This is a genomic window from uncultured Thiodictyon sp., from assembly GCF_903946935.1.
In the GTDB taxonomy this organism is placed as follows: Bacteria; Pseudomonadota; Gammaproteobacteria; order Chromatiales; family Chromatiaceae; genus Thiodictyon.
On sequence record NZ_CAJAXH010000088.1, the window covers coordinates 1 to 25,939 of the forward strand.

At 66.4% G+C, this 25,939-nt stretch carries 20 protein-coding genes; 17 read left to right on the top strand and 3 right to left on the bottom strand.

Annotation, left to right across the window (positions count from 1 at the left end):
* The first annotated feature begins 128 nt into the window (after positions 1 to 128).
* The 8 genes from QZX93_RS07805 to QZX93_RS07840 all read left to right on the top strand — a co-directional run bounded on the left by QZX93_RS07805 (position 129) and on the right by QZX93_RS07840 (position 10,907).
* Positions 129 to 4,778: a WD40 repeat domain-containing protein gene (locus QZX93_RS07805; RefSeq protein WP_295394491.1), complete on the top strand. Its 4,650-nt coding sequence runs from the start codon at positions 129 to 131 to the stop codon at positions 4,776 to 4,778.
* A gap of 118 nt (positions 4,779 to 4,896) precedes the next feature.
* Complete coding sequence (locus QZX93_RS07810) at positions 4,897 to 5,157, top strand: type II toxin-antitoxin system Phd/YefM family antitoxin (protein WP_295384538.1); 261 nt, start codon at positions 4,897 to 4,899, stop codon at positions 5,155 to 5,157.
* Between the two features lie 201 nt (positions 5,158 to 5,358).
* A complete protein-coding gene (locus QZX93_RS07815) occupies positions 5,359 to 5,955 on the top strand; it encodes a DUF3365 domain-containing protein (protein WP_295384536.1) in 597 nt (198 codons plus the stop codon).
* A 95-nt stretch (positions 5,956 to 6,050) separates the two neighbouring features.
* On the top strand, positions 6,051 to 6,587 hold the full coding sequence (locus tag QZX93_RS07820; RefSeq protein ID WP_295384534.1) for a hypothetical protein: 537 nt from the start codon (positions 6,051 to 6,053) through the stop codon (positions 6,585 to 6,587).
* A gap of 5 nt (positions 6,588 to 6,592) precedes the next feature.
* The gene (locus tag QZX93_RS07825; RefSeq protein WP_295384532.1) at positions 6,593 to 7,813 is read left to right on the top strand and encodes an FAD-dependent oxidoreductase; all 1,221 of its coding nucleotides are present in this window, start codon (positions 6,593 to 6,595) and stop codon (positions 7,811 to 7,813) included.
* Positions 7,814 to 8,076: 263 nt separating this feature from the next.
* On the top strand, positions 8,077 to 8,571 hold the full coding sequence (locus QZX93_RS07830) for a CreA family protein (protein WP_295384530.1): 495 nt from the start codon (positions 8,077 to 8,079) through the stop codon (positions 8,569 to 8,571).
* A 280-nt stretch (positions 8,572 to 8,851) separates the two neighbouring features.
* Positions 8,852 to 10,036, top strand: coding sequence for a DNA cytosine methyltransferase (locus tag QZX93_RS07835; protein WP_295384528.1), 1,185 nt, complete (start codon positions 8,852 to 8,854; stop codon positions 10,034 to 10,036).
* A 1-nt stretch (position 10,037) separates the two neighbouring features.
* Positions 10,038 to 10,907, top strand: a complete 870-nt coding sequence (locus QZX93_RS07840) for a Bpu10I family restriction endonuclease (RefSeq protein WP_295384526.1) — start codon at positions 10,038 to 10,040, stop codon at positions 10,905 to 10,907.
* Between the two features lie 557 nt (positions 10,908 to 11,464).
* On the opposite strand, the gene QZX93_RS07845 is transcribed toward QZX93_RS07840, so the two are convergent.
* On the bottom strand, positions 11,465 to 13,516 hold the full coding sequence (locus QZX93_RS07845; protein WP_295384524.1) for a translation factor GTPase family protein: 2,052 nt from the start codon (positions 13,514 to 13,516) through the stop codon (positions 11,465 to 11,467).
* 29 nt (positions 13,517 to 13,545) lie between these two features.
* Here QZX93_RS07845 and QZX93_RS07850 point away from each other — a divergent pair, with 29 nt between their 5' ends.
* Complete coding sequence (locus QZX93_RS07850) at positions 13,546 to 14,520, top strand: L,D-transpeptidase family protein (RefSeq protein WP_295384522.1); 975 nt, start codon at positions 13,546 to 13,548, stop codon at positions 14,518 to 14,520.
* Here the strand turns inward: QZX93_RS07850 and QZX93_RS07855 are convergent.
* Positions 14,499 to 14,693 carry a hypothetical protein gene (locus tag QZX93_RS07855; protein ID WP_295384520.1) on the bottom strand — a complete coding sequence of 65 codons (195 nt, stop codon included), beginning with the start codon at positions 14,691 to 14,693 and terminating at the stop codon, positions 14,499 to 14,501. The two genes, QZX93_RS07850 and QZX93_RS07855, sit on opposite strands and share 22 nt — an antisense overlap.
* 437 nt (positions 14,694 to 15,130) lie before the next feature.
* On the opposite strand from QZX93_RS07855, the gene QZX93_RS07860 reads away from it, so the two are divergent.
* The 8 genes from QZX93_RS07860 to QZX93_RS07895 all read left to right on the top strand — a co-directional run bounded on the left by QZX93_RS07860 (position 15,131) and on the right by QZX93_RS07895 (position 24,757).
* Positions 15,131 to 15,766, top strand: a complete 636-nt coding sequence (locus QZX93_RS07860) for a chorismate pyruvate-lyase family protein (RefSeq protein WP_295384518.1) — start codon at positions 15,131 to 15,133, stop codon at positions 15,764 to 15,766.
* Between the two features lie 8 nt (positions 15,767 to 15,774).
* Positions 15,775 to 16,554 carry an RDD family protein gene (locus QZX93_RS07865; protein WP_295384515.1) on the top strand — a complete coding sequence of 260 codons (780 nt, stop codon included), beginning with the start codon at positions 15,775 to 15,777 and terminating at the stop codon, positions 16,552 to 16,554.
* 3 nt (positions 16,555 to 16,557) lie between these two features.
* Positions 16,558 to 17,559, top strand: coding sequence for a stage II sporulation protein M (locus tag QZX93_RS07870; RefSeq protein ID WP_295384512.1), 1,002 nt, complete (start codon positions 16,558 to 16,560; stop codon positions 17,557 to 17,559).
* A complete protein-coding gene (locus QZX93_RS07875; protein ID WP_295384510.1) occupies positions 17,549 to 19,291 on the top strand; it encodes a DUF4129 domain-containing protein in 1,743 nt (580 codons plus the stop codon). Before QZX93_RS07870 ends, QZX93_RS07875 begins: the two co-directional genes overlap by 11 nt.
* Positions 19,281 to 20,468, top strand: a complete 1,188-nt coding sequence (locus QZX93_RS07880) for a DUF4350 domain-containing protein (protein WP_295384507.1) — start codon at positions 19,281 to 19,283, stop codon at positions 20,466 to 20,468. The genes QZX93_RS07875 and QZX93_RS07880 overlap by 11 nt, the downstream gene beginning before the upstream one ends.
* A gap of 174 nt (positions 20,469 to 20,642) precedes the next feature.
* A complete protein-coding gene (locus tag QZX93_RS07885) occupies positions 20,643 to 21,623 on the top strand; it encodes a MoxR family ATPase (protein WP_295384504.1) in 981 nt (326 codons plus the stop codon).
* Positions 21,624 to 21,670: 47 nt separating this feature from the next.
* Positions 21,671 to 22,975 carry a DUF58 domain-containing protein gene (locus QZX93_RS07890; protein WP_295384501.1) on the top strand — a complete coding sequence of 435 codons (1,305 nt, stop codon included), beginning with the start codon at positions 21,671 to 21,673 and terminating at the stop codon, positions 22,973 to 22,975.
* Between the two features lie 615 nt (positions 22,976 to 23,590).
* Positions 23,591 to 24,757, top strand: a complete 1,167-nt coding sequence (locus QZX93_RS07895) for a fatty acid desaturase (protein ID WP_295384542.1) — start codon at positions 23,591 to 23,593, stop codon at positions 24,755 to 24,757.
* Between the two features lie 181 nt (positions 24,758 to 24,938).
* On the opposite strand, the gene QZX93_RS07900 is transcribed toward QZX93_RS07895, so the two are convergent.
* Complete coding sequence (locus QZX93_RS07900; protein WP_295394495.1) at positions 24,939 to 25,217, bottom strand: hypothetical protein; 279 nt, start codon at positions 25,215 to 25,217, stop codon at positions 24,939 to 24,941.
* Positions 25,218 to 25,939: the final 722 nt, after the last annotated feature.

Genomic DNA, 25,939 nt, shown 5'->3' on the forward strand with positions numbered 1-25,939 from the left:
CGGCAGGACCTTCGAACATGGTGCTTCACCCTCGGTTTGTTTGCACTTCCAAGGGTACACAATTTCGCGGGTCCTGCCGCTCTCCTGCGGTGATTCACCAAGCCCTACGCTAGGTCTTGGCCGGATTTATGATCAAGGCCGTCGACGCGGTGGAGGCCTGTGCGCAGCACACCGGGCCCGAGGTGCTGGTCTACAAGAAGACCACGCCGCGCCTGATCGACATCACCAATGCGGCGGCCACCCACGAGGCAGTGGCCGACCGGGAGCGCCTGGAGGCCTTCTTCCGCACCCATTTCTTCAACCCGGACGGGAGCTTCCGCCGCGCCTTCCGCCAATTCGACAGCGACCGCGCGCTACGAGAACTGGTGGAGGGCCAGTTGCGCAAGCTGCTCAACCGCCGCATCAGCGTCGAGCGCGGCCAGCGCCCCGGGGCCGGCGAGTGGCGCGACAACCCCTTCCGCGCCGGGCGCCCCTATGCGCTGAGCGACGAGCCGGTCTTCGTCGGGCGCGAGACCGAGACGCGCGAGCTGGTGGCGCGCCTGGAGGCCCAGCGCGCGGACGGCCGCGGGCTGATCCTGATCACCGGACCGGCCGGGGTGGGCAAGTCCTCACTGGTCTATGCCGGGCTCTTGCCGCGGCTGTTGCGGCCCTTCCTGTTCACCGGGGTGGCGGGCACCCGCTGGTGCCGGCTCGCCTGCACCGGTCCAGACCCCATCGCGGACCTGGCCCAGGCGCTACGGTTACCGGCCATGCTGGGCACGGCACTGGACGGTTTCGGTCTGGACCAGGCGGGCCTGCAACGCCTGCTGGAGACCGAGCCCGCGGTGGCGGCCGGGCAGGTCCAGGCCGCCCTGGCCCGGCTGCTCGGCGAGGCCGGACAGGCCGCCGATGGCGCCGCAGGGCGTCAGCAACTCGCCCTGATCATCGACCCGCTGGACGGTCTCTGCGACGCCTCGGCACTCGCCGCCCCCCGCACCCAGACCTTCGCCGCCGCACTCGCCGCCCTGGCCGCCCAGGACGGGGTCTGGGTGATCGCCACCCTGCGTAGCGACCGGCTGCGCCAGCTCCCGCGCCTCCCCGCCCTGGCCGCCCTGCTGGACGGGCACAGTTGGTATCCGCTGGAGCCGCCGCCGCCGGCGCGTATCCGTCAGGTGATCGAGATCCCGGCGCGCATCGCCGGGATCGAGTACGAGGGCGAAGGCGTTGGCGCGGGGCGCGGCCTGGTCGAACTACTGGAGGCGGAGGCGAGCCATCTGAGCCACTGGCCGACGCTCTTGGAGCCAGTCCTGGCCGAGCTCTATACGCAGGCCAGCGCCCCCGCGGCGGGTGCTGTCGGGGTGCCCGAGGGGGCCGACCCGGCGGCCCGGCTGCGCCTGCGGATCAGCGACTATCGCGCCCTGGGCGGGGTCGCCGGGACCACCAGACGACGGGCAGAGGCGCTCTGGGAGTCCTTGGACGGGCCGACCCGCACCGCACTGCCCATCCTGTGCCGGGCGCTGATCGCCCTGGAGAGCGGGGCCTCCGCCCACCCCAGCCCCCGCGCCGGGGACCTGCGCGCATTGGAGCGCGACCCGGACTGCGCCCGGCTGGTCGCGGCCCTGATCGCGGCCCGTCTGATCGTGGCCGAGGGGGTCGCCGACCCGGCCGAACGCCTCCCCTGCGCCCAGCCCGAGGACCGCCTACTGGACGCACTCGCGCGCCTGGCCCGGGAGACCCGCGAGGAGTGGCGGGCACGCCTGACCCCGGGGCGCGCGGCGGAGGCCGTGGCCCGCGGCGCGGTCGCGCTTGCGGCCCCTGCCGCCGGCCCGGCGACCGACGGGGCGGCACCCGCCACCGAGTGGCGCGATTTTCGCCCCACCGCCTGCTTCATTCACCAGACCCTGATCGACGCCTGGACCCCGGTGCGGGAGTGGGTAGCCGACCCGGCGAACCGGCGCGAGCTGCAACTGCGCTTCCAGATCGCCCGCCAGGCGCGACTATGGAAACACACGGACTGCAATCGCGAATATCTCTTGGGCGAGCTCGGATTCGCCGCCGCCCGCCGCTTCGCCACCGCCTTCCCGGGCGAGCTGGAGCCGATCGAGCTTGAGTTTCTCGACCGTTCCCACGCCCAACTGCGCCACCAGCGGCGGCGCAATCGGCTGGCACGGATCACCGGCCTGACCCTGGCAGCGCTCCTGCTGGTGGCCAGCACCAGCGCCTATTGGGCGCGCAAGTCCTCGCGCGCCGCCACGCTGAATCTGCACCGCAGTGAGATCAATGCGGCGAACCTGGCGATCATTCAGGGCAATACCCCGGTGGCGGTGCGCCTCGCCCTGGACGCCGGCCGCGACCTGCCCCAGGACGCCGTCGACACCCTGAGCCGCGCCTTCAGCGCCAATCGGCTGATCGCCATGGTCCAGGCCGGCGGGTCGACCCCTGAGCGCTCGCGCTCGCCCGGCATCAGCGACGACGGCAACCAGCTGGTCACACTCTCCAGCCGGGACGGCGCCGGCCTGTGGAATCTGACTGACAGCCGCTTTGTTTTCGACCGGCAACTCGCCCCCCCGACGCTGCCCATCCATGCGGTGCGCTTTGCGGGCGGCAGCGATGGAACAACCCGGTTTCTGGGACTCGGTGAGACCGGCGTCTGGCGGCTGCCGGCCGCCGCCGGGGCGGCGCCGGATTGGCCCTGCGGGGTGCAACCCGGGGAGCCGATCGCCCAGGACGACGCCCACCGCTATCTGGCGATCCCCCACGCGGTGGCGGGCGACGGTTTCGGACTGTGCGTGCTCGACCTCGCCCATCCGGGTCCGCCGCTGTGGGACCTCCCCGTACACAAGAGAGAGATCCGGGGCCTAAGCTTTGCCCCTGACGGGACCCAATTGATCACCGCCTCCCGCGACGGCACGGCCCGCATACTCGCCACCGCGACCGGCGCCGAGCGGCTGACCCTGAACCCGACGGCCCCCCAGCACCGTCCGGTCAACCATGCCATTTTCGACAGTAAGGGCAAGCAGGTGGCCGTCGCCACCACCGATGAGAAGGTGCGCGTCTATGCCCTGGACGGGACCGAGCGCATCACCCTGGGGGAGGTCTCGCATGAGGGACGGCGCATCCGTATCCACCAGTCCCCGGTGCGCGACCTGACCTTTGCGGTCAATGACCGCTACCTGCTGGCCGGAGACGACGAGGGGCAGTTGGTGCGCTGGGACCTCGCCACTGGGGCCGCCGATATCCTGGGTCAGCACCGACTCGGCGTGGAGCGCATCCGCGTCTCCCCGGTGAATGACCCGCGGGCGGATGACCCACTGGTCCTCACCGCCTCGCTCGACCAGACCGCACGCCTGTGGGGGATCCGCAGCGGCCGGGAACTGGCCGTGTTCCCGCACGAGGCGCCGATCACCAACGCCCGTTTCAGCAGCGACGGCAGCCGCATCCTCACCTATTCGGATCAGGACGGCTCGGTCCGGGTCTGGTCCGTGGGGCACGCCACCGCCCTGGCCTTCAGACTCCCGCATGACGATCACGTCTCGTCCCTGGATGTGGCACGACCGCCGAAGGCCCTGGACACCGACCCCAACGCCTTCCTGATCGCCAGCGCCTCGTTCGACGGCCTGGTCCAGGTCTGGCGCTATGACGCGGCCGCCCCCTGGGCGGCGCCGGGCGAGATCTGGCGACTGGTCGGACACCGGGGGCGGGTACGGCGGGTCGCCTTCTCGCCCTCCGCGCGGCAACTCGCCAGCGCCGCCTACGACGGCAGCGCCCGGGTGTGGGACCTGATCGACGGCGGCGGCTGCGCCCTGGAGCCGGTCGCGGAGGCGTCGCCGCCCGCGCCGGCAGGGGCCGTCGCCGCACCCCCGATCGAGTTCTATCGCGTGGTGTTCGCACCCACCGAACGCTGGCTCCTGACCACCTCCAACGACCCCGCCCGGCCGGTGCGGCTGTGGGACCCGACCGCCTGCCGCGAACTGCGGCTGCCCCGGGCACTGGAGCACGACGGCACCAAGGTCCAGGCAGCGGACGCCGTCGCCACGGCGGACGGCACCCAACTGGCCGCCACCGGCAACGAAACCGGGACCCTGCGCGTCGCGGCCCAGGCGCCCGACGGCACCTGGCGGCTGCGCTGCCAACTCCAACCCCACCAGGGGGCCATCACCGACCTGGCCTTCGCCCCGGATGGCGGGCGCGTCGCCACCGTGAGCGGGGACGGCCAGTTGGTCCTGGTCACGCTGACCGGCGAGCAGTGCGGCGAACCGCTGCTGCGCAAGAGTGGCGCCGGCAACCTCTATAGCGTCCGCTTCGCCCCCGACGGGACGGCCCTGGTCACCGCCTCGATGAACGGCCGCGCCCAGGTCTGGGACACCAGCGGCACCCTGTTGGCGGAGCTTAAAGGCCACAAGGACCGGGTCGCCTCCGCCGAATTCAGCCCGGACGGGCGCTGGCTACTCACCGCCGCGCGCGACGGTGCGGTGCGGCTGTGGCAACGGCCCGCCGCGCGGCCCCCAGGGCCTGGGCGGGCGCCGACCGAGGGCTCCTATCTGGTGATGGAGAGCGACCTGGGCGCGGCCCGCATCGCCCGTTTCAGCCCGGACGGGCGCAGCGTCGCCGTGGCCTACCGGCAGGACGCGGTGGTGTTGTGGCGGGTGTGGACCGAAGACCCGACCCCGGACGCGGTGCTCGCGGCGCGCTGGGGTGCGCAGCGCAGCGGGCTTGCGCTGATCCGCGAGGCGGCCCGCTTCCGGCGCGACAATGGGCTGGATGCGCCGGTGGCGGGGGATGACGAAGCGGCCCCGTGAGCCTGAAAGTAAAAGACATTTCGACACGCTGGACGGGGGCCGGTGCCGCACCGTGGGCTTGACTCGCTCTCGGGATCGGTCTTAACTGTCTGGAAGCGAACATGATCGGGAGCCAACGATGGAACACCTCTCCACCACCGACCTGCACAACAACCTCAAGTCCATTCTTGACCGGGTCAACGCCGATCGGCAACCGATCAGCATCGGACGCGGCGGCGGGAAGGAAATCGTGCTACTCGACGGCGAGGACTACCGCAGCATCATGGAAACCCTTTATCTGCTGCAAGACCCAGCCAACGCGCAACACCTCAAACTCGGTATGCGCCAACACCAGGACGGGCAGCGGCTGACGATTGATGTTGCGACTTACCTGGACTGAAACCGGGCTTGCCGACCTCGAGTGGTGGGCCAAACAGGACCCCAGGAAACTCAAGCGCATCACAGCAATTGAGTTAAGGACTCGCCGCGGGCGCCGACCAGAAATTGCGATTCCGCCAAGCGCCCAGGCGCCGGACCCGCCATACTTTCACACTGGCTAAAATTGCCCCGATCACCCAACAACCACCACTGGAGTCTAGCCATGCGCCAACTCATCGCTGCCACCGCCCTCGCCCTGCTCGCCACCGGACCACTGCTCGCCGAGCCGACCCCGGCCGCCGCCCCAGCCGCTGCCGCCACCCCCGACGCCGCACAGGCCAAGGCCCTGATCCAGCAGTTTGCCGGCACGCTCAAGGGCGAACTGGAGACGGCCATGAAGGCCGGCGGACCCGTCAAGGCCATCGGGGTCTGCAAGGAGCGGGCGCCGGCGATCGCCGCCGACCTCTCGGCCAAGTCCGGCTGGAAGATCGCGCGCGTCAGCCTCAAACCGCGCAACGCCAAGACCGGGCAGCCGGACGCCTGGGAGCGGCAGGTCCTGACCCGCTTCGACGCGCGTAAGGCCGCCGGCGAACCGGTCGACACCCTGGCCTTCGGGGCGGTGGTCGAAGACGACGGCGCCAAGCAATTCCGCTTCATGAAGGCCATCCCCACCGGCGAGGTCTGTCTCGCCTGTCACGGCAGCGCCATCAACCCTGAGGTCGCCGCCGCCCTGGATCAGGCCTATCCAGGGGACCAGGCACGCGGTTATGCTGTCGGCGATATTCGGGGAGCCTTCAGCCTGGCCAAACCGATCGACTAGCGCGAGCGCCATCCGGTCGCGGCGGCGGGAGCGGGACCCAAACACCGCTCCCGCCGAGCGCGACCGGGGCGTCACCGACCATAGCGGGTAGCACCATGTCCGACCAACGCTTCGATCTCTCTTACGCGGGCCTGCTCGCCCCGGGCGCCGATCCCGATCTGGCCCGGCAACACTTGGCCGCCGCCTTCAAACTCTCCGAACAGGGGGTCGAGCGGCTGTTTACCGGCCAGCCAGTCATCGTCAAGCGTGATGTGGACGAGGCCACGGCCAGCAAGTTCAAGAAGGTCTTTGCCCAGGCGGGGGCGATTCTTACCATCACCGCGGTAGCGGGGCCGGACGTCGTCGTGGAGGAACCCACGGACGCCCCCCCCGCTCCGCGCCCCCAGGCGAGCGGCAGCGACACCGCGAACCTGGCCCTGGCGCCCGTCGGCGGCGTGCTGGAGCAACCCCCGGAGGCCGAGCCGCCGCCGCTGAACACCAGTTACCTAAGCCTGGTCGACGGACAGGGCTGGACCCTGGAGGACTGCGAACCGCTGCCGACCCCGATCCCGGAGCCGGACATCAGTTATCTGAGCCTTGCGCCCGCCGACACTGACGACCACACGCAACCCATCCCCGACGCGACACAGTAATTTCAATGACCAAGGACTTCGACCATCTCGTCATCGGCGCCGGCATCAGCGGACTCGGCGCCGCCCATTTTTCGGCCCGCCGCGGCCTCAGCACCCTGGTGCTGGAGGCCGCGCCACGGGTGGGCGGGTGCATGAACACCCATGCCTTCCAGGGGCTCGGCGGGTTCTGGACCGAGGCCGGCAGCCACACCTGCTTCAACAGCTACGGCAACCTGCTCACCATCATGGACGACCTGGGGCTGACCGCCCAGGTGCAGCCCAAGGTCAAGACCAAGGTCGGCTACCGGCTGTGGGCCAACGGCAAGCGCCGCCCCATCACATCGGCACTGCACTTCCTGGAGGCCGCCGTCTCGCTGCCGCGCATCTTTAAGGAGCCGAAGGAGGGGCGGCGGGTCGCCGATTATTACGGGCGGATACTCGGGCGGCGCAACTACCGCGACCTGCTGCGTCACGCCTTCCAGGCGGTGATCTGTCAGAACGCCGACGACTACCCGGCCGAGGCCCTGTTCCGGCGCAAGCCCCGTCGCAAGGACATGATCAAGGCCTTTACCTTTGCCCAAGGGCTGTCGGCGATCCCGGAGACCATCGCCGCCCAGGACCGCCTGACGGTTCGCACCGGTCAGACGATCGCCGCCATCGTGCCCGATGGGGCCGGCTTTCGGGTGGTCATCGACGGGGCCGGCGAGATCGCCTGCGCGGCCTTGACCCTCGCGGTGCCGCCGGATGTCGCCGCCCAGCTCATGCCGGCCGGCTTCGACGGGGCACGGGACGCGGTGGGCGCTATCGGCATGGCGGAGATCGAGACCCTGACCCTGGCCTTCCGGGCCACGGACCTCACCCTGCCCGCCCTGGCCGGGTTGATCGCGGTGGACGGCGGGTTCTACTCGGCCGTGTCACGCGACTTCCTGCCGGACCCCACCTATCGCGGCTTCGCCTTCCACTTCCGCCCCGGCGTCCTGTGCCCGGAGGACCAGGTGGCAGCCGCCTGCCGGGCACTGGGCGTGGACCCCGCATGCATCGTCGCGCGCGGACAGGTCCACAACCGTCTGCCGGCCTTGCGCGCCGGCCATGCCGACGTGGTGGAGCGCATCGACCGTGCGACTGCCGGCAGCCGCTTGGCCATCACCGGTAACTGGTTCGTTGGGGTCTCCATTGAAGACTGCCTGACCCGCTCGCGTCAGGAGAGTGACCGGCTGTTCGGGGCCGACCCAAGCCGGTCAACCTGAGCCGTAGAACGGCCACGAGGATTCGTCAACCCAAGAGGATATTTCGTCCGCAAATAAACGCAAATGAACGCAAATGGGAAAAAGGCCTACGGGGGTTGAGCAAGTCACATCGATCATGATGTGACGCGGCCATTGCAGCCCACCTCCTGCCCGGCATTGTCATCGCCAGGCAGGGTCTGCGGCGATTTCTCTCATTTGCGTTTATTGGCGTTCATTCGCGGACGGTATTCTTCCCCCTGTATTTGCTACCACGGAGTACCACTATGCGTCGCGGACTCATCCTGCTGTGCCTGCTCGGCCTCGCCCACTCGGCCGGCGCCGAGGTCATCGGCAGCGTCGCCACCAAGTTCAAACTCATGGGCCCCAACGACAAGATCGTCGTCGAGGCCTTCCCGGACGAGGACATCCCCGGGGTCGCCTGTTATCTCAGCCGCGCCAAGACCGGCGGCCTCTCCGGCGCCGTCGGGGTGGCCGAGGACACCTCGGACGCCTCCATCGACTGCACCCAGGTCGGCCCCATCAACCTGCCGGACGATGTACGCAGCGGCAAACGCAATGGCGAGGAGGTCTTCAAGAAGCGCACTTCACTGCTGTTCAAGACGCTCCAGGTGGTGCGCTTCTATGACGCTCCGCGCAATGTCCTGGTCTATCTGACCTACAGCGATCGGGTCATCGAGGGCTCGCCCAAGAACAGCGTCACGGCAGTGGCCATCCAGCCCTGGGCGACGGCACCGGCGGCCCCCGCCGCGCCCAAGTAGGTGCAGTAAGGAAACCGCGTCAATAGGATTTCGGGCGGTTGGTGGTTTCGAGTAGCGGGGCCGGCCGCTCAAACCCACCGCCCGCGTGACAATCATACGCGGCCCCCTCGTGCCCAAGCTCCGCTTGGGCATGCGGTTCTGGAAGCTCTGCTTCTCGTGTCGATGGGAAATAATTGACCCTGGCCCCTTAACCCCCTTAACGCCCTTAACCCCCGGCCCCTTAACCCCGCCCCCTTAACCCTTTTAACGTTCGAAATCATTCTCAAGAGACCAAAAAGATATGCAGTATTCGGTACTTGATACCTTTGCCGGAGCAGGTGGATTTAGCTTAGGTTTTGAACTCGCAGGAGCCAACGTGATTGGCGCTATTGAAATAGATAACTGGGCTTGCGAAACATTCAAATTCAATCACCCCCAAGCCACCGTCATACAAGGCGATATCACAGCAATGACAGATGAGCAGATTGTCAACGCCTTTGGAAAGCTTAAGCCTGACATTGTTCTTGGCGGCCCACCTTGCCAGGGATTTTCAATCTGTAATAAAAATAGCGGCGACCCTAAGGATCCAAAAAATTCACTTTTTGAAGAGTTTATACGTGTTGGTCGATTGCTGAGACCTAAAGTTATGATAATGGAAAACGTTCCAAATCTGGTTAAAGCAAGAACAGAAAGCAACGAACTGGTGATCGAGATTATAAGAAATGAGCTGAGAACTCTTGGGTATCACGTTGAGCATCGGATACTTGAAGCGACCGATTATGGCATCCCACAGATTAGAAAACGGCTCATAGTAATAGCCACACACCAGAAACTACAAAACCCATTCCCCGAAAAGACCCACTCTATAACCTGTACCCCGGACTTGTTTGAAGTTGGCCTCAAACAATGCCCGACACTATGGGACGCCATTTCAGATATGCCAGAAATCGAGGCGCGGGAAGGAGCAGAAGAATCTGAATATACTAAGGCCCCTCAGAATGACTATCAGCGCCTTTTACGAGACGGAGCCAGCAAGCTTTTCAACCACAAGTCCATGAATCATTCAAAGCGCCTCGTCGAGCGCTTCGCCGCCATGAGCTGCGGCGACTCAAGCTCCGATGCACCGGATCATTTGCGACCACTAAAGCGAAATAGCAGCGAATTTTCAGACAGCGCCTATGATCAAAATAACCGTAGAATGCATCCAGATCGACAATGTCATACGGTTCCGGCATCTTTCTACGCTAATTTTGTACATCCGTATAAAAACAGAAACTTCACGGCCCGAGAAGGAGCGAGAATCCAGTCGTTTCCTGATTGGTATGTATTCAAAGGAAAGCCCACCGTGGTTAGCCACAAACTGTTGCAACGCGAAGGCAGGCTTGAGGAAAAACATCTTTGTCAATACAATCAAATAGGAAACGCCGTTCCGCCGTTAATGGCAAAGGCAATAGCAGAAAATATCATCAGGCAGCTTGGAGAATAATATGCTTGTTCACGGAAACAACCTGGAACAAAAAGAAAGCCATAAGACGAAATACCGCGATAAAGAATCAAGGCGCTATTTAGCTGAAATTCGGACTCGCTACAACAAATGGAAATCAGCAAATGAAAAATTGATCGGCCCGACCACCGAAACCACGGACAATGACTCCGCAATCATTGCCACGCGAGCAAGACTACTAAACGAATACAAGGATTTCTTAGATCAACAGCATTACGCAGAAAAATTTGATTCACGCTCAAACCTTCACTCTTCTGTTTTAGAAGAGTTCATGTATTACCTTTTTAGAGATGTCGTTCATGGAATTTCTAAAACAGCGTTGATCGGAAAATCTCACTCATTTAAAGACGTATTCTTTCGAGCACCATCCTATAAGGAGATGGTAACAAAACCGCACGCCCTCGTTGAAATAAAAGACCACGATTTTGCCATTGGCGTACGCGTAAAAGCCACGATGAAATGCGATGATTCTTCAATTTCGGAAGAACACCACTGGGACATACCCGCCATAGCCATCGAGTGCAAGACATATCTTGACAAAACAATGCTGCAAGATGTCTCCACCGCCGCCGACCAACTCAAGCAAAAGAACCCAAATGCGATGTACATTGTTGTTGCAGAGCGATTGAAGCTGACGGAATCAGTAAATTTAAAGAAATACAAAATTGACCAAATTTACATCCTGAGAAAACAAAAGAATACGGATCAAGAGTTTACGTATGCCGCGACCTATCACAAAAATCCAATTTACGCTGACGTCATAGAGCACTGCTTTAACTCTGTGCGCGAATTTCTTACCTCAGATTGGGAAGGCGGCATTTCTCACGGCTTAGATCGCGGATTCCTGATGTAGGGGTAAGATTCGTTACATTGAGAAACAGTGCCAAAGGGGCCGGGCTCGAGTTTTTCTCGTGCATCAAACAAGGCACCGCGATGCGCAGCTCCCCAACGTCGTTTGAAGAATTCAATCATCACGGGCCAAGAACTCACAACGAGGGTCCTAGCCGAGTCTGACGACGACGGGATCCATTCTGTGAACCAACAACTGGAAGCACGGTACAGATGGACGTGCGGAGGGCGATGCCCGCGCCAAGACGAGAAAGGTCGACTCAACTTTGGCCTGATCGCCAGTCGAGCCCTTGATCCTAGAACGGGCAATTATCACCACAAGCTCGCCAAGGTTTTGCGGCACCTTATTTGCCTTGGGCCATTCACCCGGCGGGCGATCTGGTGACTTCGCTTACCCTATTGTATTTCTTGGCGAGCTTGGCGCCTTGGCGTGAGCAATTCCCGGACTTAGGTTAATCTACGGCCGACTTTGATCAGGACTCCGGCACCCCGCCTCGTGGCAACCAATCGCGGCCTGGGGGCCGCTCCTACGGGAATAGGAGCGCCCCCCAGGCCGCGACGTCACACCAGGTCGAACCGCAGGAACTCCATTGTGAACTGCCCCCGCCCCTGGGTGAGGCTGCGCAGCGTGGTGGTGTAGCCCAGCAGGGCGGCGAGCGGGGCCTCGGCGCGGACCTCGGCGGTCTCGCCGCGGTTGCCAGTGTCGGTGATGATCGCCGCACGCGACTGTAAATCGCCGAGCACTGCCCCCAGGTTAGACTCCGGCGTGATCGCCTCGAGCGCCATCACCGGCTGCATCAGGGCGGGCTGGGCGGCGCCCAGGGCCTGGCGCAGCGCCTTGTTGGCCGCCGCCGCCAGGGCCTCCGGGGTGGAGCCGGTGCCGAAGAGCTCGGCCTCCCGCACCTCCAACTCCAGGTCCAGCAGGGCGGCGCCTTGCAATGGACCGGATTCCAGGCCGCTGCGCAGACCGGACTCGATGGCCCGGCGCTGTACCTCGGTGAGGACCGCGCCCGCTGGCAGTAAACGGGGATTGATCACCAATTGGATGCCGGCGCCCCGCGCCAGGGGTGCGACAGTGAGCGCCACCCGCGCCATCAGGTCGGGGTGTTTGCCGTCGGGTGACGGCGGGGTGGTGAAGAAGGCGTCGGCGGAGGCCGCGCGGCGGATCGTCTCGCGCACCGCGACGGCCGGGCGGCCGCTGCGCACCCGCACGCCGAACTCGCGCTCCATCCGCTCCAAGACCATTTGCAGATGCAGCTCGCCCATGCCGCGCAGCAGGCGCTGGCCGGTCTCCGGGTCCTCCTCCACCGCCAAGGTCGGGTCCTCCTGGGTAACCTTGTCCAGGACCTCCAGTAGCTTGTCCTCCTCGGTGCCGGCCAGTGCCTCGATGGCGAGCCCGAGCACCGGGGCGCGCGCCTCGATGCGCTCCAGTCCGAGCAGGTGTCCGGGCGCACACAGGGTGTCGCCGGTAGTCACGTGGCGCAGCCCGGCGATCAACACGATCTCGCCAGGTTCGGCCTGGTCTAGCTTGGTCTTCTTGCCGGCGTCCACATCGAACAGGCGCGCCGCCTGCTCGCGACGGGTCTGACCGTCCGGGCTAACGAACTCGACGGTGTCGCCCGGTTTCAGGGTGTTGCGGTAGATACGGGCAAAGACATGGCGGCGCCCGTCCCAGAGCTGGACCTTGAAGGCCAAGGCGACCAGCGGGCCGTCACCGCCGAGGGCAACCTCCTCAGTGCTGCCGTCGGGGTGCCGGCCGATGGCGGGCGGGCGATCCAGCGGGGCGGGCAGGAAGTCGATCACGCCGTCCAGCAGCGGCTGCACCCCAAGGTTGCGCAACGCACTGCCGCCGTAACAGGGGAAGAGCCGCCCGGCGAGCGTGCCGCGGCGGATGGCGGCGCGCAGCAGCTCGGGGGCCGGGTCCAGGCCGGCGAGCACGGACTCGGTGAGGGTGTCGTCCCACTCGGCGGCGGCCAGCCCCAGGGCCTCGCGGTCGGCGGCGAGACCCTCCCACAGGTGCGCCGGGCAGGGCTCGGTCGCGACCCCTTCGCCCTGCTCGCCCTGAAAACGGATCAGGGTGCGGTCGATCAGATGGACCACGGCGTGGTCGTCGGCCAGGGGGATCGCGATCGGTACTGGCTCGGCCTTGAGTCGTTGGCGGATGGCGGCCAGCGCGGCCCGATAATCGGCCCCCGGCCGGTCCATCTTGTTGACGAAAAAGAGCGCCGGCAGGTTGAAGCGGGCGCGCTGGCGCCACACGGTCTCGGTCTGAGGCTCCACGCCGCGCACCCCATCCAGCACCAGGATGCAGCCGTCCTGCACCCGCATGGCGCGCTCCACCTCGATGGTGAAGTCCACATGGCCGGGGGTGTCGACCACCTGGATCAGGTGGTCGCGCCAGGGGGCCTTGGTGACCGCGGAGGTGATGGTGATGCCGTGGCGCTGCTCCTCGGCCAGGTAGTCCATGTGGGCGGCGCCGTCGTGGACCTCGCCGATCTTGTAGGAGGCGCCGGTATAAAACAGGATGCGTTCGGTCAGCGTGGTCTTGCCGGCATCGACATGGGCGGCGACCCCGATATTGCGGACGTGAGACAATCGCGACAGTTTTTTCATCGTGTTCACGAGGTAAAAGAGTGAAGTTAATGAAGTCGAAAGCAGAATCGTCCGGTGTACCGGGGCGTGCCGCCGTGGCCGGCGCGGTGGCGCTGGGCCTCGGTGTCGTCACGGGCTGGGTCCCGGGCGCCCAGGCTGAAACCTTCAGGTATGCGCACCCAGGCGATAGCGTGGTGGGCATGCCCTTCTATATTAAGAGCCGCAAGCATGACACCCTGCTCGACATCGGGCGGCAAAATCAGTTGGGCTATCAGGACATGGAGCAGGCCAACCCCAAGGTCGATATGTGGGTGCCCGGCGACGGGCGCGAGGTACTGGTCCCAAGCATGTACGTGCTGCCCGACACGCCGCGCTCCGGGCTGGTCCTGAACCGGCCGGAGATGCGTCTGTATTTCTACCCGCCGGGCAAACCGGACGAGGTCCAGAGCTACCCGATCAGCGTCGGGCGCGAGGGCTGGAGTACACCGCTCGGCACCTATTCGATCGCCGAGAAGATCAAGGGCCCGACCTGGACCCCGCCGGCCTCGATCCGGGCCGAGCACGCGGCCCAGGGTGACATCTTGCCGGCGGTGGTGCCCGCGGGTCCGGACAACCCGCTCGGCCCCTATGCGATGCGCCTGAGCGTACCCAGTTATCTGATCCACGGAACGGACAAGCCCTGGGGCCTGGGGATGCCGGTCAGTCATGGCTGTATCCGCATGAACAACGAGGGCATTATCGAGCTGTTCCCGCAGGTGCCCAAGGGGACCACGGTGACGATCGTGGATCAGCCCTACAAGCTCGGCTGGCTGGGGGATGACCTCTATCTGGAGGTCAATGTCGATGATAAATCGAAGCTGAAACCCGCGCGCTCAGTGATACCGGAATCGGTGGTGAACACGCAAGGACTTGAAATCGATTGGAAGGCGGTCGACCGGGCGGTGGCGGCCGCCACCGGCCTCCCACAACTGGTGGGAAGCCGGCGCGGCTTAGCCGACCAGCTCTACTTGCGCATGGTCTTCTGATACATCGCGTTCATACGCTCGGTGTTGGTGTCGCAGCAGGCCTGGGCGCCCTTGGCGGCGTCCATGGCCGCTTGGGCCTGGTCACGAGCGGTTTGGTCGGTGCAGCCACCGATCAGGGTAGCGCCGATCAGAGCGGCGGCGGACAGGGAAGCGAGCTTGACGATTTTGGTCATCGGTAGAATCTCCGTAGGTTGAGCCAAGAGGCCCTCTTTTTATAACACAGGTTCGGGTATTTCCGAATCCCCCCCACACCGCGGCCAACGACGCGCGTGCGCCCTGGGCAGTAGGTGGCGATATCAGGATCCGAGTCATGGGCACGGCGGTCAAGCGACAGCTTAACCGAAAGAGTCGGACCCGGTTACCAAGCTTGCGGCATATAGGGCAGAACATCAAGGCCAAGACCAAAAAAAGGGGAGCAATTACCACAAGAAAAAATGTTTACTTCGGCTTTTTGTACTCCAAAACCGGTCAAATTTGCCCGACGCTGGACCTTGAGAAGCCCAAGAGCTAGCCCCCGGCGACACTGGAGCCAGGGGCCGCACTCGGGCACAATCCGCTCAAGTGGTCCAGCGTCGGCTTTTAGCCATAGACAAAATTAAGGAATTTAGTGATGCGCCGTTACTACGGTCGTCCACTCGACGACCCCCCCTTCCGCTGTGACGGTTATCTCGCGGGCGCCGCGATCCGCGACGACCAGGGCGCGATGATCCAGCTCGCCGAGCTGGCCCCCTTTCTGCGCGCACTCCTGGTCACTGACGGCACCGTGACCAAGGCCCTGGAGGCCTATTTTTGGGAGCCGGTGGCGGTGGACACGCTGGAGCAGCGCTTCGAGACGGCCGAGGAGCCGGTGCCCTGGATCGGCCTGGCCGCCGGCGACCGCTGTCTGATCCGCGATGCCCGGCTGCGCGGGGTCCACAGCGGGCGCATCTTCGCCGAGGCCCTGTCACTGATCCGCACTGAGCTGATTCCGCCGGACTTCCGGCGGCGCCTGATCGATCGGGAGATCGGCATCGGCGTATTGATCCGCGATAGCGGGCTGGAGAGCTACCGGGAGGTGCTGGACGTGGGTCTGGACCACGGGGACGACGCCCCGGGTGAGCCACCCGGATCAGCGCCCGGCCCGGCGCCGGGACCGGCGGGCGACAACGAGCGATTCGTGTTCCGCACCTATCGTATAGTCATTGGCGGTCGCCCGGTGATCCTCATCACCGAGCGTTTCCCCTTGACGCTGTTTGGCGGGCATTGAGGCCGCAGATGCACATAGCGTCGGCCATCGGTCCGCGAACCCAATCGGTGCCGGTGGATACCGTCCGGCTGAACGAGACCCCGGAGGGGGTGGATCTCGGCCTGCGCGTCGCGGGTCCGGCCCCGCGCGCCCTGGCCCTGATTGCGGACGGTGCCATCCGGGCGATCGTCTACCTGGTGTTGAGCCCCCTGATGGTGCTGTCCGGGTTCGGCCTCGGACTGAGCCTGATCGCCGCCTTTCTGCTCGACTGGCTCTACCCGGTCGCCTTCGAGGTGTTCAGCGGAGCCACGCCCGGCAAACGCTCACTCGGGCTCATGGTGGTCCACGACGACGGTACCCCGGTCGGACTGCCGGCGTCGCTGATCCGCAATCTACTGAGGGTGGTGGATTTTCTGCCGCTATTTTATGGGGTGGGTCTGTTGAGTACCCTGGCCGATCGGGACTTCCGCCGGCTCGGGGACCTGGCCGCCGGGACCCTGGTGGTCTATGCGCAGCGACGCCCCCGGCAGACCCCGGGGCAAACCGGGGAGCGCACCGGCGCAGCGCTCCTGGACGCCCCGCCCCGCCAACCCCCGCTGGGGCTGCCACTCGCGACCCAGCAGTCGATCCTGGCCTTTTGCGAGCGCTCGGACCACCTGTCCGCACCCCGCCGGATCGAGTTGGCCGAGACCCTGCTCGCGCACCTGTCAGCGTCCCCCGACGGGCGGACGGACACCCGCGGACTCGCGGCGGTGGAGCAGGTCCAGGGCTACGGGAGTTGGCTGGCCCAGGGCCGGGTCGGGGACTAACGGATGCGCCAAGGCCCCTTCGAGGCGACCCACGCGACCGAGTGGGCGGATTACCGCCGACTACTCGCCGACCTGGAGGGCCGCGCTCGCCGCCCCGACCCGACGGTAGATCGGGAACTCGCGCGTTTCCCGGCACTCTATCGGCGCCTGTGCGCCCATTACGCCCTGGCCCGCACCCGCCGCTACGCCCCGGGCCTGATCGCACAATTACACGACCTGGTGCGGCGCGGCTACCCCTGCCTGTACCGCCGCCGGCTCGCCTGGTTGGCCCCGACCCTGGGCTTCATGGCCACCACCTTTCCCCGCACCCTGCGCAGTCACGCCCGGGTCTGCGCCCTGGCGGCGGCCCTGTTCTTCCTGCCCGCGGCGTTCATGGGGCTTGCCTGCGGTCAGGACAGCGAGCTGATCTACAGCCTGATGTCGGCGCATCAGGTGACCGAGCTGGAGTCCATGTACGACCCGGGCGCCGCCAAGCCCGGGCGGGGCGCAGATCGCCAGGCCGACACCGACTTCCAGATGTTCGGTTTCTACGTCATGAACAACATCGGCATCGGCTTCCGCACCTTCGGCGCGGGGCTGCTGCTGGGGCTCGGGAGCGTCCTGATCCTGGTCTTCAACGGCCTCACCATCGGCGCGGCGGCCGGTCATCTGACCCACCTGGGGTTCGGCAGCGCCTTCTGGCCATTCGTCAGCGGTCACAGCCCATTTGAGCTCACCGCCATCGTCATCAGCGGGGCGGCCGGGCTCCTGCTCGGGCGGGCTCTCCTCGCCCCCGGACATCAGACCCGCTTGGGAGCGCTACGCGCCAATGCACGCGATGCGGTGGTGCTGGTGGGCGGGGCGGCGCTGATGCTGCTGCTGGCGGCCGTGGTGGAGGCCTTCTGGTCGTCGGGTGGGGCACCGGCCGGGGTGAAATACCTGGTGGGCGCCCTGGGGTGGGTGGCGGTGACGCTGTATTTCGCGCTGGCGGGACGCGCCGCCCCCGGGGCCGACCATGGAGCTTGACCGGATCACCATCGCCCTGCGGCCCCGTGGCGTCTGGGAGCGACTCGACCTGGGCTTCGCCCTGGCCCGCGCCTGGTTTCCGACCCTGTGGGCACTCTGGTGGCTCAGTGTCTTGCCCGTGGCGCTCCTGGCCCTGCTCCTCAGCGGCGCGCGGGCCGACTGGTGGGGCATCCTGGTGTGGTGGTTCAAACCGCTCTATGAGGCGCCCCTGGTCTGGTGGATCAGCCGCGCCCTCTTCGGCGAGCCGGTGCCGTTGCGCGCGGCGCCGGGCATGCTGCGGGCCGCCTGGACACGCCGCCTGCTGCCCTATCTACTCTGGCGGCGGCTCACGGCCCGCCGCTCCTTTGTGCTGCCGATCGGGCTCCTGGAGGGATTGGGCGGCAAGGCGCTGCGGGCCCGCCGACGGCTCCTGAGCCAGGGCGCCGGGGCCGCCTGGCTGACCCTCATCTGCTATCACTTCGAGGCCATCCTGTGGGGTGGGCTACTGCTCGCGCTGTATTACATGATTCCAGAAGGGCTGCCCGGCCTCGACCTGGAGGCGGCCCTGACCGACTCCCAATCCTGGCCCTATTGGGTAAGCGCCGGGTGCTACCTGCTCGCCGGCTCGGTGATCGCGCCGTTCTATGTCTGCGGGGGCTTCGCGCTCTATATCGGCCGCCGCACCGAACTGGAGGCCTGGGACCTGGAACTGGCCTTTCGTCGGGTACACGCGGCCAGCGCCCCAGCGGGCAGCGGTGCGCCGCGGCCCCGAACCGCCAGCGGGCGCGCCGCGGCGCTGACGGGCCTCGCGTGCGTCGCCGTGCTGCTCGCCTGGCCCGGCCCGCCGGCGCACGCCAAGGCCGTGCGGCAACCCTTACCGGAACCGGAGGCCGCACGTACACTGATTACCGAGGTCCTGGCCGACGACACCTTCGGGCATACCCGCCAGCGCAGCGTCTGGACCTATATCGGGGAGGAACCGAAAGACCGGGAACCGTCCAAACCCCGCTGGTTCAACGCGCTGGGCGACCTGGCCGTGATCCTGGGACGCGCGTTCAAGGCGCTTCTGGCGGTGCTGGCGGTCGCCGCACTCGCACTGTTGCTCCAACGCATCCTGCGCGACTGGCAGCCGGGGAGTTGGCGGCGGCGCGCCCGGCCAGCGGCGCGCCCGACCGGGACCGTGGCGTCACTCGACGCCGCAGCGGACCCGGGCGCGGCGGACTTGGCCCAGGCGGTGCGCGCACGCCTCGCCGCCGGGGATGCGCGAGGCGCCCTGGCGCTGCTCTATCGGGGTGGTATCGCCCACCTGCGCCACCGTGGGGTGGCGATCCCGGACGGCGCCACCGAGGGCGAATGTCTGCACCTGGCCGCGGACCACCTGGGGACCACCGAGGCGGCCCCCTTCAGACAACTGACCCGCGACTGGCAGGCCCTGGCCTATGCCCAGCGCACGCCGGAGCCGCAGACCATCGCTGCGCGGCTCGCCGACTGGCTGCGCTGGACCGGCGTCGGCGCCGAGCCTGAACCTCGGCCAAATGGCTCACGCCAAGGCGCCAAGACGCCAAGGGAAACAAAGGAGTCGCCGCACCCTACGGGCCAGGCACCGGGTGAATCGTCAAAGGCTGATAACGCACTGAACAACCTTGGCGTCTTGGCGTCTTGGCGTGAGAACGAGTCTTTCGAGGCTGACGGGGCCGATAAGCCGATCAGGGTTCCAACCGCGACGAGGCAGGATGCCGATCATGCCGGCTGACCGGCGCATCCTGTATCTGTGCCTGGGCGGCCTGGCCCTGATCGCCGCGGCCGCCCTCACCTCCTGGTTTTTTGCCAATTTCGAGCGCCGCCCCCAGACGGTCCCGATCGGCGCCACCGCCGCGGCTCGCCGCAACCCCTTCCTGGCCGCGGAGCGCTTCCTCACCCGTCTGGGTGTCCCGGTGGAGAGTCGCGCCGGGCGCGACCTGCTGCGGCAGCCCCCGCCGACCACCGATACGCTGGTGGTCAACGGACTGGGTCCGCTCAACGCGCGGCGCCGGGCGGCGCTGCGCGCCTGGCTCAAGGGCGGCGGCCGTCTGGTGGTGGAGGCGATCGACCTGTGGGACCATGACCGGCAGGCGGACGACTTTCTGGGTGAGTTCGGCATCCGCCTTGAGAAGGTTGAGACCTTCACCCGAAACGACACCGGACTGGCCGAGGTCGAGTGGGGCAACGGGCGCGCGCCGCTGACGGTCGAATTCAATCCGAGATGGCATCTGGAGAAGAATGAAGCGAACGACGCCTTCTTGGTCCAAGCGGACGGGCACACCCACCTGGTGCGCCAGGCGGTCGGCGCCGGGTGGCTGACGGTGACCAGCGACCAGCAGTTTCTCACCAACGAGCACATCGGGCGCCATGACCACGCATTGTTCCTGGCCCAGCTCGCCCGGCCGGCCGCCGGGGGCAAGGTGTGGCTGCTCTATGACAGCGCGGTCCCCTGGCTTGGCGCCCTGCTGTGGGCCACCGCACCCGCCGCACTGATCGCGGCGGCGGTCCTGATCCTGGTCTGGGGCTGGTCGCTCGGCGCCCGACTCGGACCTCGGACGGGCCCGCCGGATCGGCGTCATCGCGACCTGCTGGAACACCTGGATGCCGCCGCCGCGTTTTTGTGGCGCCATGGGCGCGCCGCCCAGTTGGTGGAGGCGACCCATCGTCAGGTGCGCAGCGCCTGGCAGCGACGGCGCCCCGAACTGCGCCATCTGGGACCCATGGAGCAGGCGGCGGCCATCGCCAAGGCCAGCGCCCAACCAGTCGAACCGATCGCCCGCGCCTTGCAGATCGATGTCCAGGATATCCCCGGCTTCATCGACCAGGCGCGCATCCTCCAGTCACTCTGGGACGGCACGCGGCCCCGACACCGGGCCCGCCCCGCAGCCCGCCCGTACCCATTAACCTAAGCCCCGCAATGACTCACGCCAAGGCACCAAGCGCGCCAAGAAATACCAGCAAGGTAACACCGGTATCGAGATCGGCTGCCAGATGCATCGTCCAGAGCGAATAACATAGTGAAAAACCTTGGCGAGCTTGGCGCCTTGGCGTGACAATAACTCTTCCGGAACTAAGGAGCCGCGATGAATCAATCGGAACCCAGCGTGACGGTCGCCGAGGCCGCCCGGCAACTCCAGGCCCTGGAGGGCGCCGTCGCCCAGGCACTGGTCGGTCAACCCCAGGTGATCCGCGAGGCCGTGGTCGCACTGGCCGCCGCCGGCCATGTCCTGCTGGAAGGGGTGCCGGGGGTGGGCAAGACGCTCCTGGTGCGCGGCCTGGCGCAGGCCCTGGGCGGTCAGTTCGCCCGCATCCAGTTCACCCCGGACCTGATGCCGAGCGATGTCACCGGCCACGCACTGTTCGACATGAAGAGCGAGGGGTTCCGCATCCGGCGCGGCCCGATCTTCTGCAACCTGCTCCTGGGCGATGAGATCAACCGCGCCCCGGCCAAGACCCAGTCCGCCCTGCTGGAGGCCATGCAGGAGCAACAGGTCACTATCGAGGGCGAGGCCCTGCCGCTACCCGCCCCCTTCCTGGTCTATGCCACCCAGAACCCCATCGAACAGGAGGGCACCTATCCACTGCCCCAGGCCCAGCTCGACCGCTTCCTGCTCAAGGTCTTCATCGACTATCCGGGGGTGGACGAAGAGTTGGCGGTGGTGCGCCAGATGACCAGCGGGCAAATCGGCGACCGGCTCGACACCTCCCGGGTCACGCAGGTCCTGGCGCCCGCGGACGTGCTGGCGGTGCAGCAGGCGGCGGCGGGGCTACGGATGGACGACAGTGTGCTCAACTACGCGGTGCGCCTGGTGCGGGCGGCGCGCGACTGGCAGGGGATCGAGACCGGCCCCGGCACCCGCGCCGCCATTGCACTGGTGCGCGCCGCCCGCGGTCATGCACTGATCGAGGGCAACGGCTTCGTGACCCCGGACGATGTCAAGGTCATGGCCCCCGCGGTGCTGCGGCATCGGCTCAAGCTCACCGCCGACCTGGAGATCGAGGGCTACCGCCCCGACGACGTCCTGGTCGACTTGCTGGCGGGGGTGCCGGCGCCGCGGTCTTAGGACCGCAGCGCCGGCACCCCCGCCAGCACCATGAAGAAATCAGCAATATGCACCCTCGCACCCCGCTGCTCCTCGCCCTGGCCGCCTGGACGGCTATCGGCCTCGCCGCCGCCTGGCTGCCTTGGCTCTCACCGTTGTGGCAGGGCGGCGGGCTGCTGATTGCCGCCGTCGCCCTGGGCGACTGGCTGGCATTGCGCCGGCTCCCAAACCCGCGGATCACGCGGCGCATGGGCCGGGCCCTGCCGCTGGGGGTCTGGAGCCCGGTGACCCTGGAGCTTGCCAACCCGTCGGACCAGACACTCACACTCAGCCTTCACGACCTGCACCCGGGCGAGTTCGCCGTGCGCGGCCTGCCCGCCGACCTGAACCTGGGACCCCGCCAACAGGGCCGCATCCAATACCGCCTGTGCCCGCCCAATCGCGGCGACTTCCCGCTCCCCGGTTGCGATGTCGCCACCCGCTCGCCCCTGGGCTGGTGGCGGCGCACCCGGGTACTGCCCCCGGCGGAGACCCTGCGCGTCTTCCCCAACTTTGCCGAGATCAGCCGCTACACCCTGCTGGCCGCCAACGACCAACTGGCCCAACTCGGGGTACGGCGGCTGCGCCGACTCGGCAGCGGGGCCGAGTTCCACCAGTTGCGGGAGTACCGGGAGGGCGACTCACTGCGCCAGATCGACTGGAAGGCGACCTCGCGCATGCGCAAGGTGATCGCCCGGGAGTATCAGGACGAGCGCGACCAGCGCCTGGTCTTCCTGCTGGACTGCGGACGGCGGATGCGCCACCGCGATCAGGGTCGCGGCCATTTGGACGAGGCCCTGAACGCGCTGCTCCTGCTCGCCTATGTGGCCGTGCGCCAAGGCGATGCCGTCGGACTCATGACCTACGGCGGACCGCAGCGCTGGTTCGCCCCGCGCAAGGAGCCCGGGACCGTCAACCGGCTGCTCCAAGGCGTCTATGACCTCCAGCCAAGCCTGGAGGCGGCCGACCCCCAGGTCGCCGCCCGCGCCCTGCTGGCCGCCATGCCGCGCCGCGCCCTGGTGGCGATCCTGACCAATAGCCGCGACGAGGACCAGGAAGGCCTGGCCCAGGCCGCCCAACTCCTGCGCCGCCGCCACCTGGTGGTGATCGCGGACCTACGCGAGGCCGCCCTGGACCGCGCCCTGGAGGCCCCGATCGACACCCTGGATGAGGCCCTGCGCTTCCACGCCGTCCACGGTTGGATGGCCGAACGCCGGGAGCACCAGGAGCGCCTGCGGCATCTGGGCATCCAGGTACTGGACCTGCTCCCCGCGCAACTCCCCATCGCCCTGGTCAATCGCTATTTCGAGATCAAAAGGGCTGGCGTGTTGTAGACGCCCTGACGACACCGCATTTTCTGGTGACACCGCTCCAGCGGTGTCACCCCTGTGCCAGGCGCTCCGCGCCGCGAGTGCCAGACACCGCGGGCCGCCGCCCTGCGTTATGTTCCCCACCGTACTGACCGCATGGGTCTTGCCACCTATTGTGGCCACCATCACGACGGAGTCGCTTGCCACTGCGGTTGATCCCAGCACGGCCGGTAGATCGACGATCGACACCCTCCCCTGATAGCCGCCGGCGGCAGTCGTCGCTCACCTCGACGACGCCGACCAGGGTTGCCAACGCTGGCCCTCCCCTATTTTTCGAGAGATATCAAAATGAAATATCAAATCCTCTGCGTCGCGGCGATCGGCGTACTTGGCTTGGGTGCCTGCACTGGTCCGCAAGGGCCGTCCGGGATGCAAGGTCCAACCGGTCAGACCGGGCGAACCGGCGTTGACTCAGTGCTGGTGACGCCGGACACGAGCTCGACCACCGTGGTCACAAGGCCGTCGCACGCCACGCGGTCAACCACCACCACGACGCGCAGGTACTAACACCATGGCCGCACGGCACCCGCCGACTGCGGCCCCTAAATGCCCGCACCACCCTCCCCTCCGGAGTTCCTGATGACCCTGCACGGTATCCTTGATTATTCGCCTTGGCAGGCGGTATTGATCACACTCGCCATGACCCATCTGACCATCGCCGCGGTCACCATCTATCTGCACCGCGCCCAAGCCCACCGCGCCTTGGACCTGCACCCGGCGGTGGAGCATTTCATGCGCTGCTGGCTGTGGCTCACCACCGGCGCGGTCACCAAGGAGTGGGTCGCGGTCCACCGGCTGCACCACGCCAAGGTCGAGACCGCGCTGGACCCCCACAGCCCGCAAGTCCTTGGGCTGCAAAAGATCCTGACCCAGGGCTATGAGGTCTACCGGGCGGCGGCAGCCGATGCGCAGACCCTGGAGCGCTATGGCCAGGCCACCCCGGACGACTGGCTGGAGCGCCATCTGTATACCCCCCGCCACTGGTACGGGCTGGCCCTGATGCTGATCCTGGATCTGCTGCTCTTCGGGCTCTATGGCCCGGCGATCTGGGCCGTACAGATGCTGTGGATACCCATCATGGCGGCCGGCATCATCAACGGCATCGGCCACTACTGGGGCTACCGCAACTTCGAGACCGCGGACGCCTCCACCAACATCGTCCCCTGGGGCATCCTGATCGGCGGCGAGGAACTGCACAACAACCACCACGCCTTCCCCAGTTCCGCGCGGCTCTCCTGCCAGTGGTGGGAGCTCGATCTGAGCTGGCTGTATATCCGCGCGCTGAGTACACTGCGCCTCGCCCGCATCAAGCGGGTCGCACCCCGCCTGACCGTCATCAAGGGCAAGCCGCTGGCAGACATGGACACGCTTCGCGCCGTGGTGGCGAGCCGGATGCACGTCTTCGCCCGCTACACCAAGGAGGTTCTGACCCCGGTCTCGCGGGCCGAACTGAGCCGCGACGCCGCCCACTACCGCCGTCTGCTGGCACGCGAGGGCAGCCGACTCGATGCCGCCGCCCACGCCACGCTGGAACACCTGCTGGCCCAGAGCCAAACGCTGGCCACCGTCTATCAATTCCGCGAGCGCCTCCAGGCGATCTGGGGACGCAGCACCGCGAGCCAGGACGTCCTGCTCGGCAACCTGCAGGACTGGTGCCGCGCCGCCGAGGCCACTGGCATCCAGGCACTGGAGCGCTTCGCGCAGAACCTCAAGGGCTTCTCGCTCCAGCCGATGGGCGCCGTCTGAGATTGACATCCTCGCCGCCCTGAAGTCCGTAGGATGGGCAGAGCGCGAGCGATGCCCATCGACTCACTCTCAGGTTCCCTCACTCTGCGCCATCACCCGCGATTTCCGCCACCCCGGCCGGACACCCCCAATCCATCGGGTAAACGCCAAGCGCCACGAAGCGGGCAAAGCTGGAATAGGGTCAATCCGCCGCCCGCCCCGCCAGCCCATGCCTCACCGGATTGTAATGGAGATAATCCAGATGGCGGGCGAAATCGGCGTCATCGCGAATGCAATGCTCCCAGAATCGCCGCTGCCAGAGTCCCTTTTCCGGCTTCGCCGCCAAAGATCGACGCGTTACGTCGGTTGGTGGCGAGCGGTAAAAGAAACGGTATTTCACCAGCCGCCAACGTTCGGAGAAATCGTCATCGCCCGTCGGCAGGGTCCAGATCGCATGCAGGTGATCAGGCAGAATGACCACCGCGTCGAAGCGGAATGGGAGACGCTCTCCGCCGTAGGAACGCCGGTTACCCGGCGCCCCCGGCGCAATCCCGGACGTGCAGTTTTCCCGCATCCGGTTCCTCGGTTGTACTCACAGTCGCGCGGACCTTCACAGTTACCCGTTACAAGGCCCAGTTGTTATGCCCTACAGTGAGGTTGGCTCGTGTGCTCCGATCCTGCATGTCCGGCACGAGTTTCCTTTGTGGGCTGCGTACTTCCGTCGGGTCCTTCGCCATGTGGCTGGCTTTCCCAACCTCCGACTACTATGCCCGATAAGACACCTCGTCAGCATACGGCTGTTGCCAGCCTGCCTGGATGCTCCATGCACGATGACTCCACCCGTGCCCACGCCGTTTCCGGGCTCATCACCCTTACGTGTCCCAACACTGACGGCTTCATCATCTTACTTCATCCAGGAGCCGACGGGGCTTCCCGAGTTCTCCAACGTCTCTCTTCTTACATGCCACGGCCTGAGGACTCCGGCGGACATCCGCGCTCTCGCGATGAACCGAGCGCTTCATATTGCCTTCCAGCACGTTAAAACTGTCGGCATCCGCATTGGGCATTTCGAAGCTGTACCAGCACTTCAGGGAACGCGATTTCCCCTACGGCCTACAAGATTCTCTGTGTACGCTTGCCCCATATTCTTGTTCGCGGGTTACCCCACTCCGCAACGGGACCAACACTCGATACGGGCGGGTC

Bases quoted from the DNA above. Each gene is read 5' to 3' on its own strand.
- QZX93_RS07880 (WP_295384507.1), top strand. From the start codon at position 19,281: ATGCCGGCTGACCGGCGCATCCTGTATCTGTGCCTGGGCGGCCTGGCC.
- QZX93_RS07875 (WP_295384510.1), top strand. From the start codon at position 17,549: ATGGAGCTTGACCGGATCACCATCGCCCTGCGGCCCCGTGGCGTCTGG.
- QZX93_RS07840 (WP_295384526.1), top strand. From the start codon at position 10,038: ATGCTTGTTCACGGAAACAACCTGGAACAAAAAGAAAGCCATAAGACG.
- QZX93_RS07830 (WP_295384530.1), top strand. From the start codon at position 8,077: ATGCGTCGCGGACTCATCCTGCTGTGCCTGCTCGGCCTCGCCCACTCG.
- QZX93_RS07815 (WP_295384536.1), top strand. From the start codon at position 5,359: ATGCGCCAACTCATCGCTGCCACCGCCCTCGCCCTGCTCGCCACCGGA.
- QZX93_RS07890 (WP_295384501.1), top strand. From the start codon at position 21,671: ATGCACCCTCGCACCCCGCTGCTCCTCGCCCTGGCCGCCTGGACGGCT.
- QZX93_RS07855 (WP_295384520.1), bottom strand. From the start codon at position 14,693: ATGACCAAAATCGTCAAGCTCGCTTCCCTGTCCGCCGCCGCTCTGATC.
- QZX93_RS07860 (WP_295384518.1), top strand. From the start codon at position 15,131: ATGCGCCGTTACTACGGTCGTCCACTCGACGACCCCCCCTTCCGCTGT.
- QZX93_RS07865 (WP_295384515.1), top strand. From the start codon at position 15,775: ATGCACATAGCGTCGGCCATCGGTCCGCGAACCCAATCGGTGCCGGTG.
- QZX93_RS07805 (WP_295394491.1), top strand. From the start codon at position 129: ATGATCAAGGCCGTCGACGCGGTGGAGGCCTGTGCGCAGCACACCGGG.
- QZX93_RS07835 (WP_295384528.1), top strand. From the start codon at position 8,852: ATGCAGTATTCGGTACTTGATACCTTTGCCGGAGCAGGTGGATTTAGC.
- QZX93_RS07885 (WP_295384504.1), top strand. From the start codon at position 20,643: ATGAATCAATCGGAACCCAGCGTGACGGTCGCCGAGGCCGCCCGGCAA.
- QZX93_RS07825 (WP_295384532.1), top strand. From the start codon at position 6,593: ATGACCAAGGACTTCGACCATCTCGTCATCGGCGCCGGCATCAGCGGA.
- QZX93_RS07820 (WP_295384534.1), top strand. From the start codon at position 6,051: ATGTCCGACCAACGCTTCGATCTCTCTTACGCGGGCCTGCTCGCCCCG.
- QZX93_RS07850 (WP_295384522.1), top strand. From the start codon at position 13,546: ATGAAGTCGAAAGCAGAATCGTCCGGTGTACCGGGGCGTGCCGCCGTG.
- QZX93_RS07870 (WP_295384512.1), top strand. From the start codon at position 16,558: ATGCGCCAAGGCCCCTTCGAGGCGACCCACGCGACCGAGTGGGCGGAT.
- QZX93_RS07895 (WP_295384542.1), top strand. From the start codon at position 23,591: ATGACCCTGCACGGTATCCTTGATTATTCGCCTTGGCAGGCGGTATTG.
- QZX93_RS07845 (WP_295384524.1), bottom strand. From the start codon at position 13,516: ATGAAAAAACTGTCGCGATTGTCTCACGTCCGCAATATCGGGGTCGCC.
- QZX93_RS07810 (WP_295384538.1), top strand. From the start codon at position 4,897: ATGGAACACCTCTCCACCACCGACCTGCACAACAACCTCAAGTCCATT.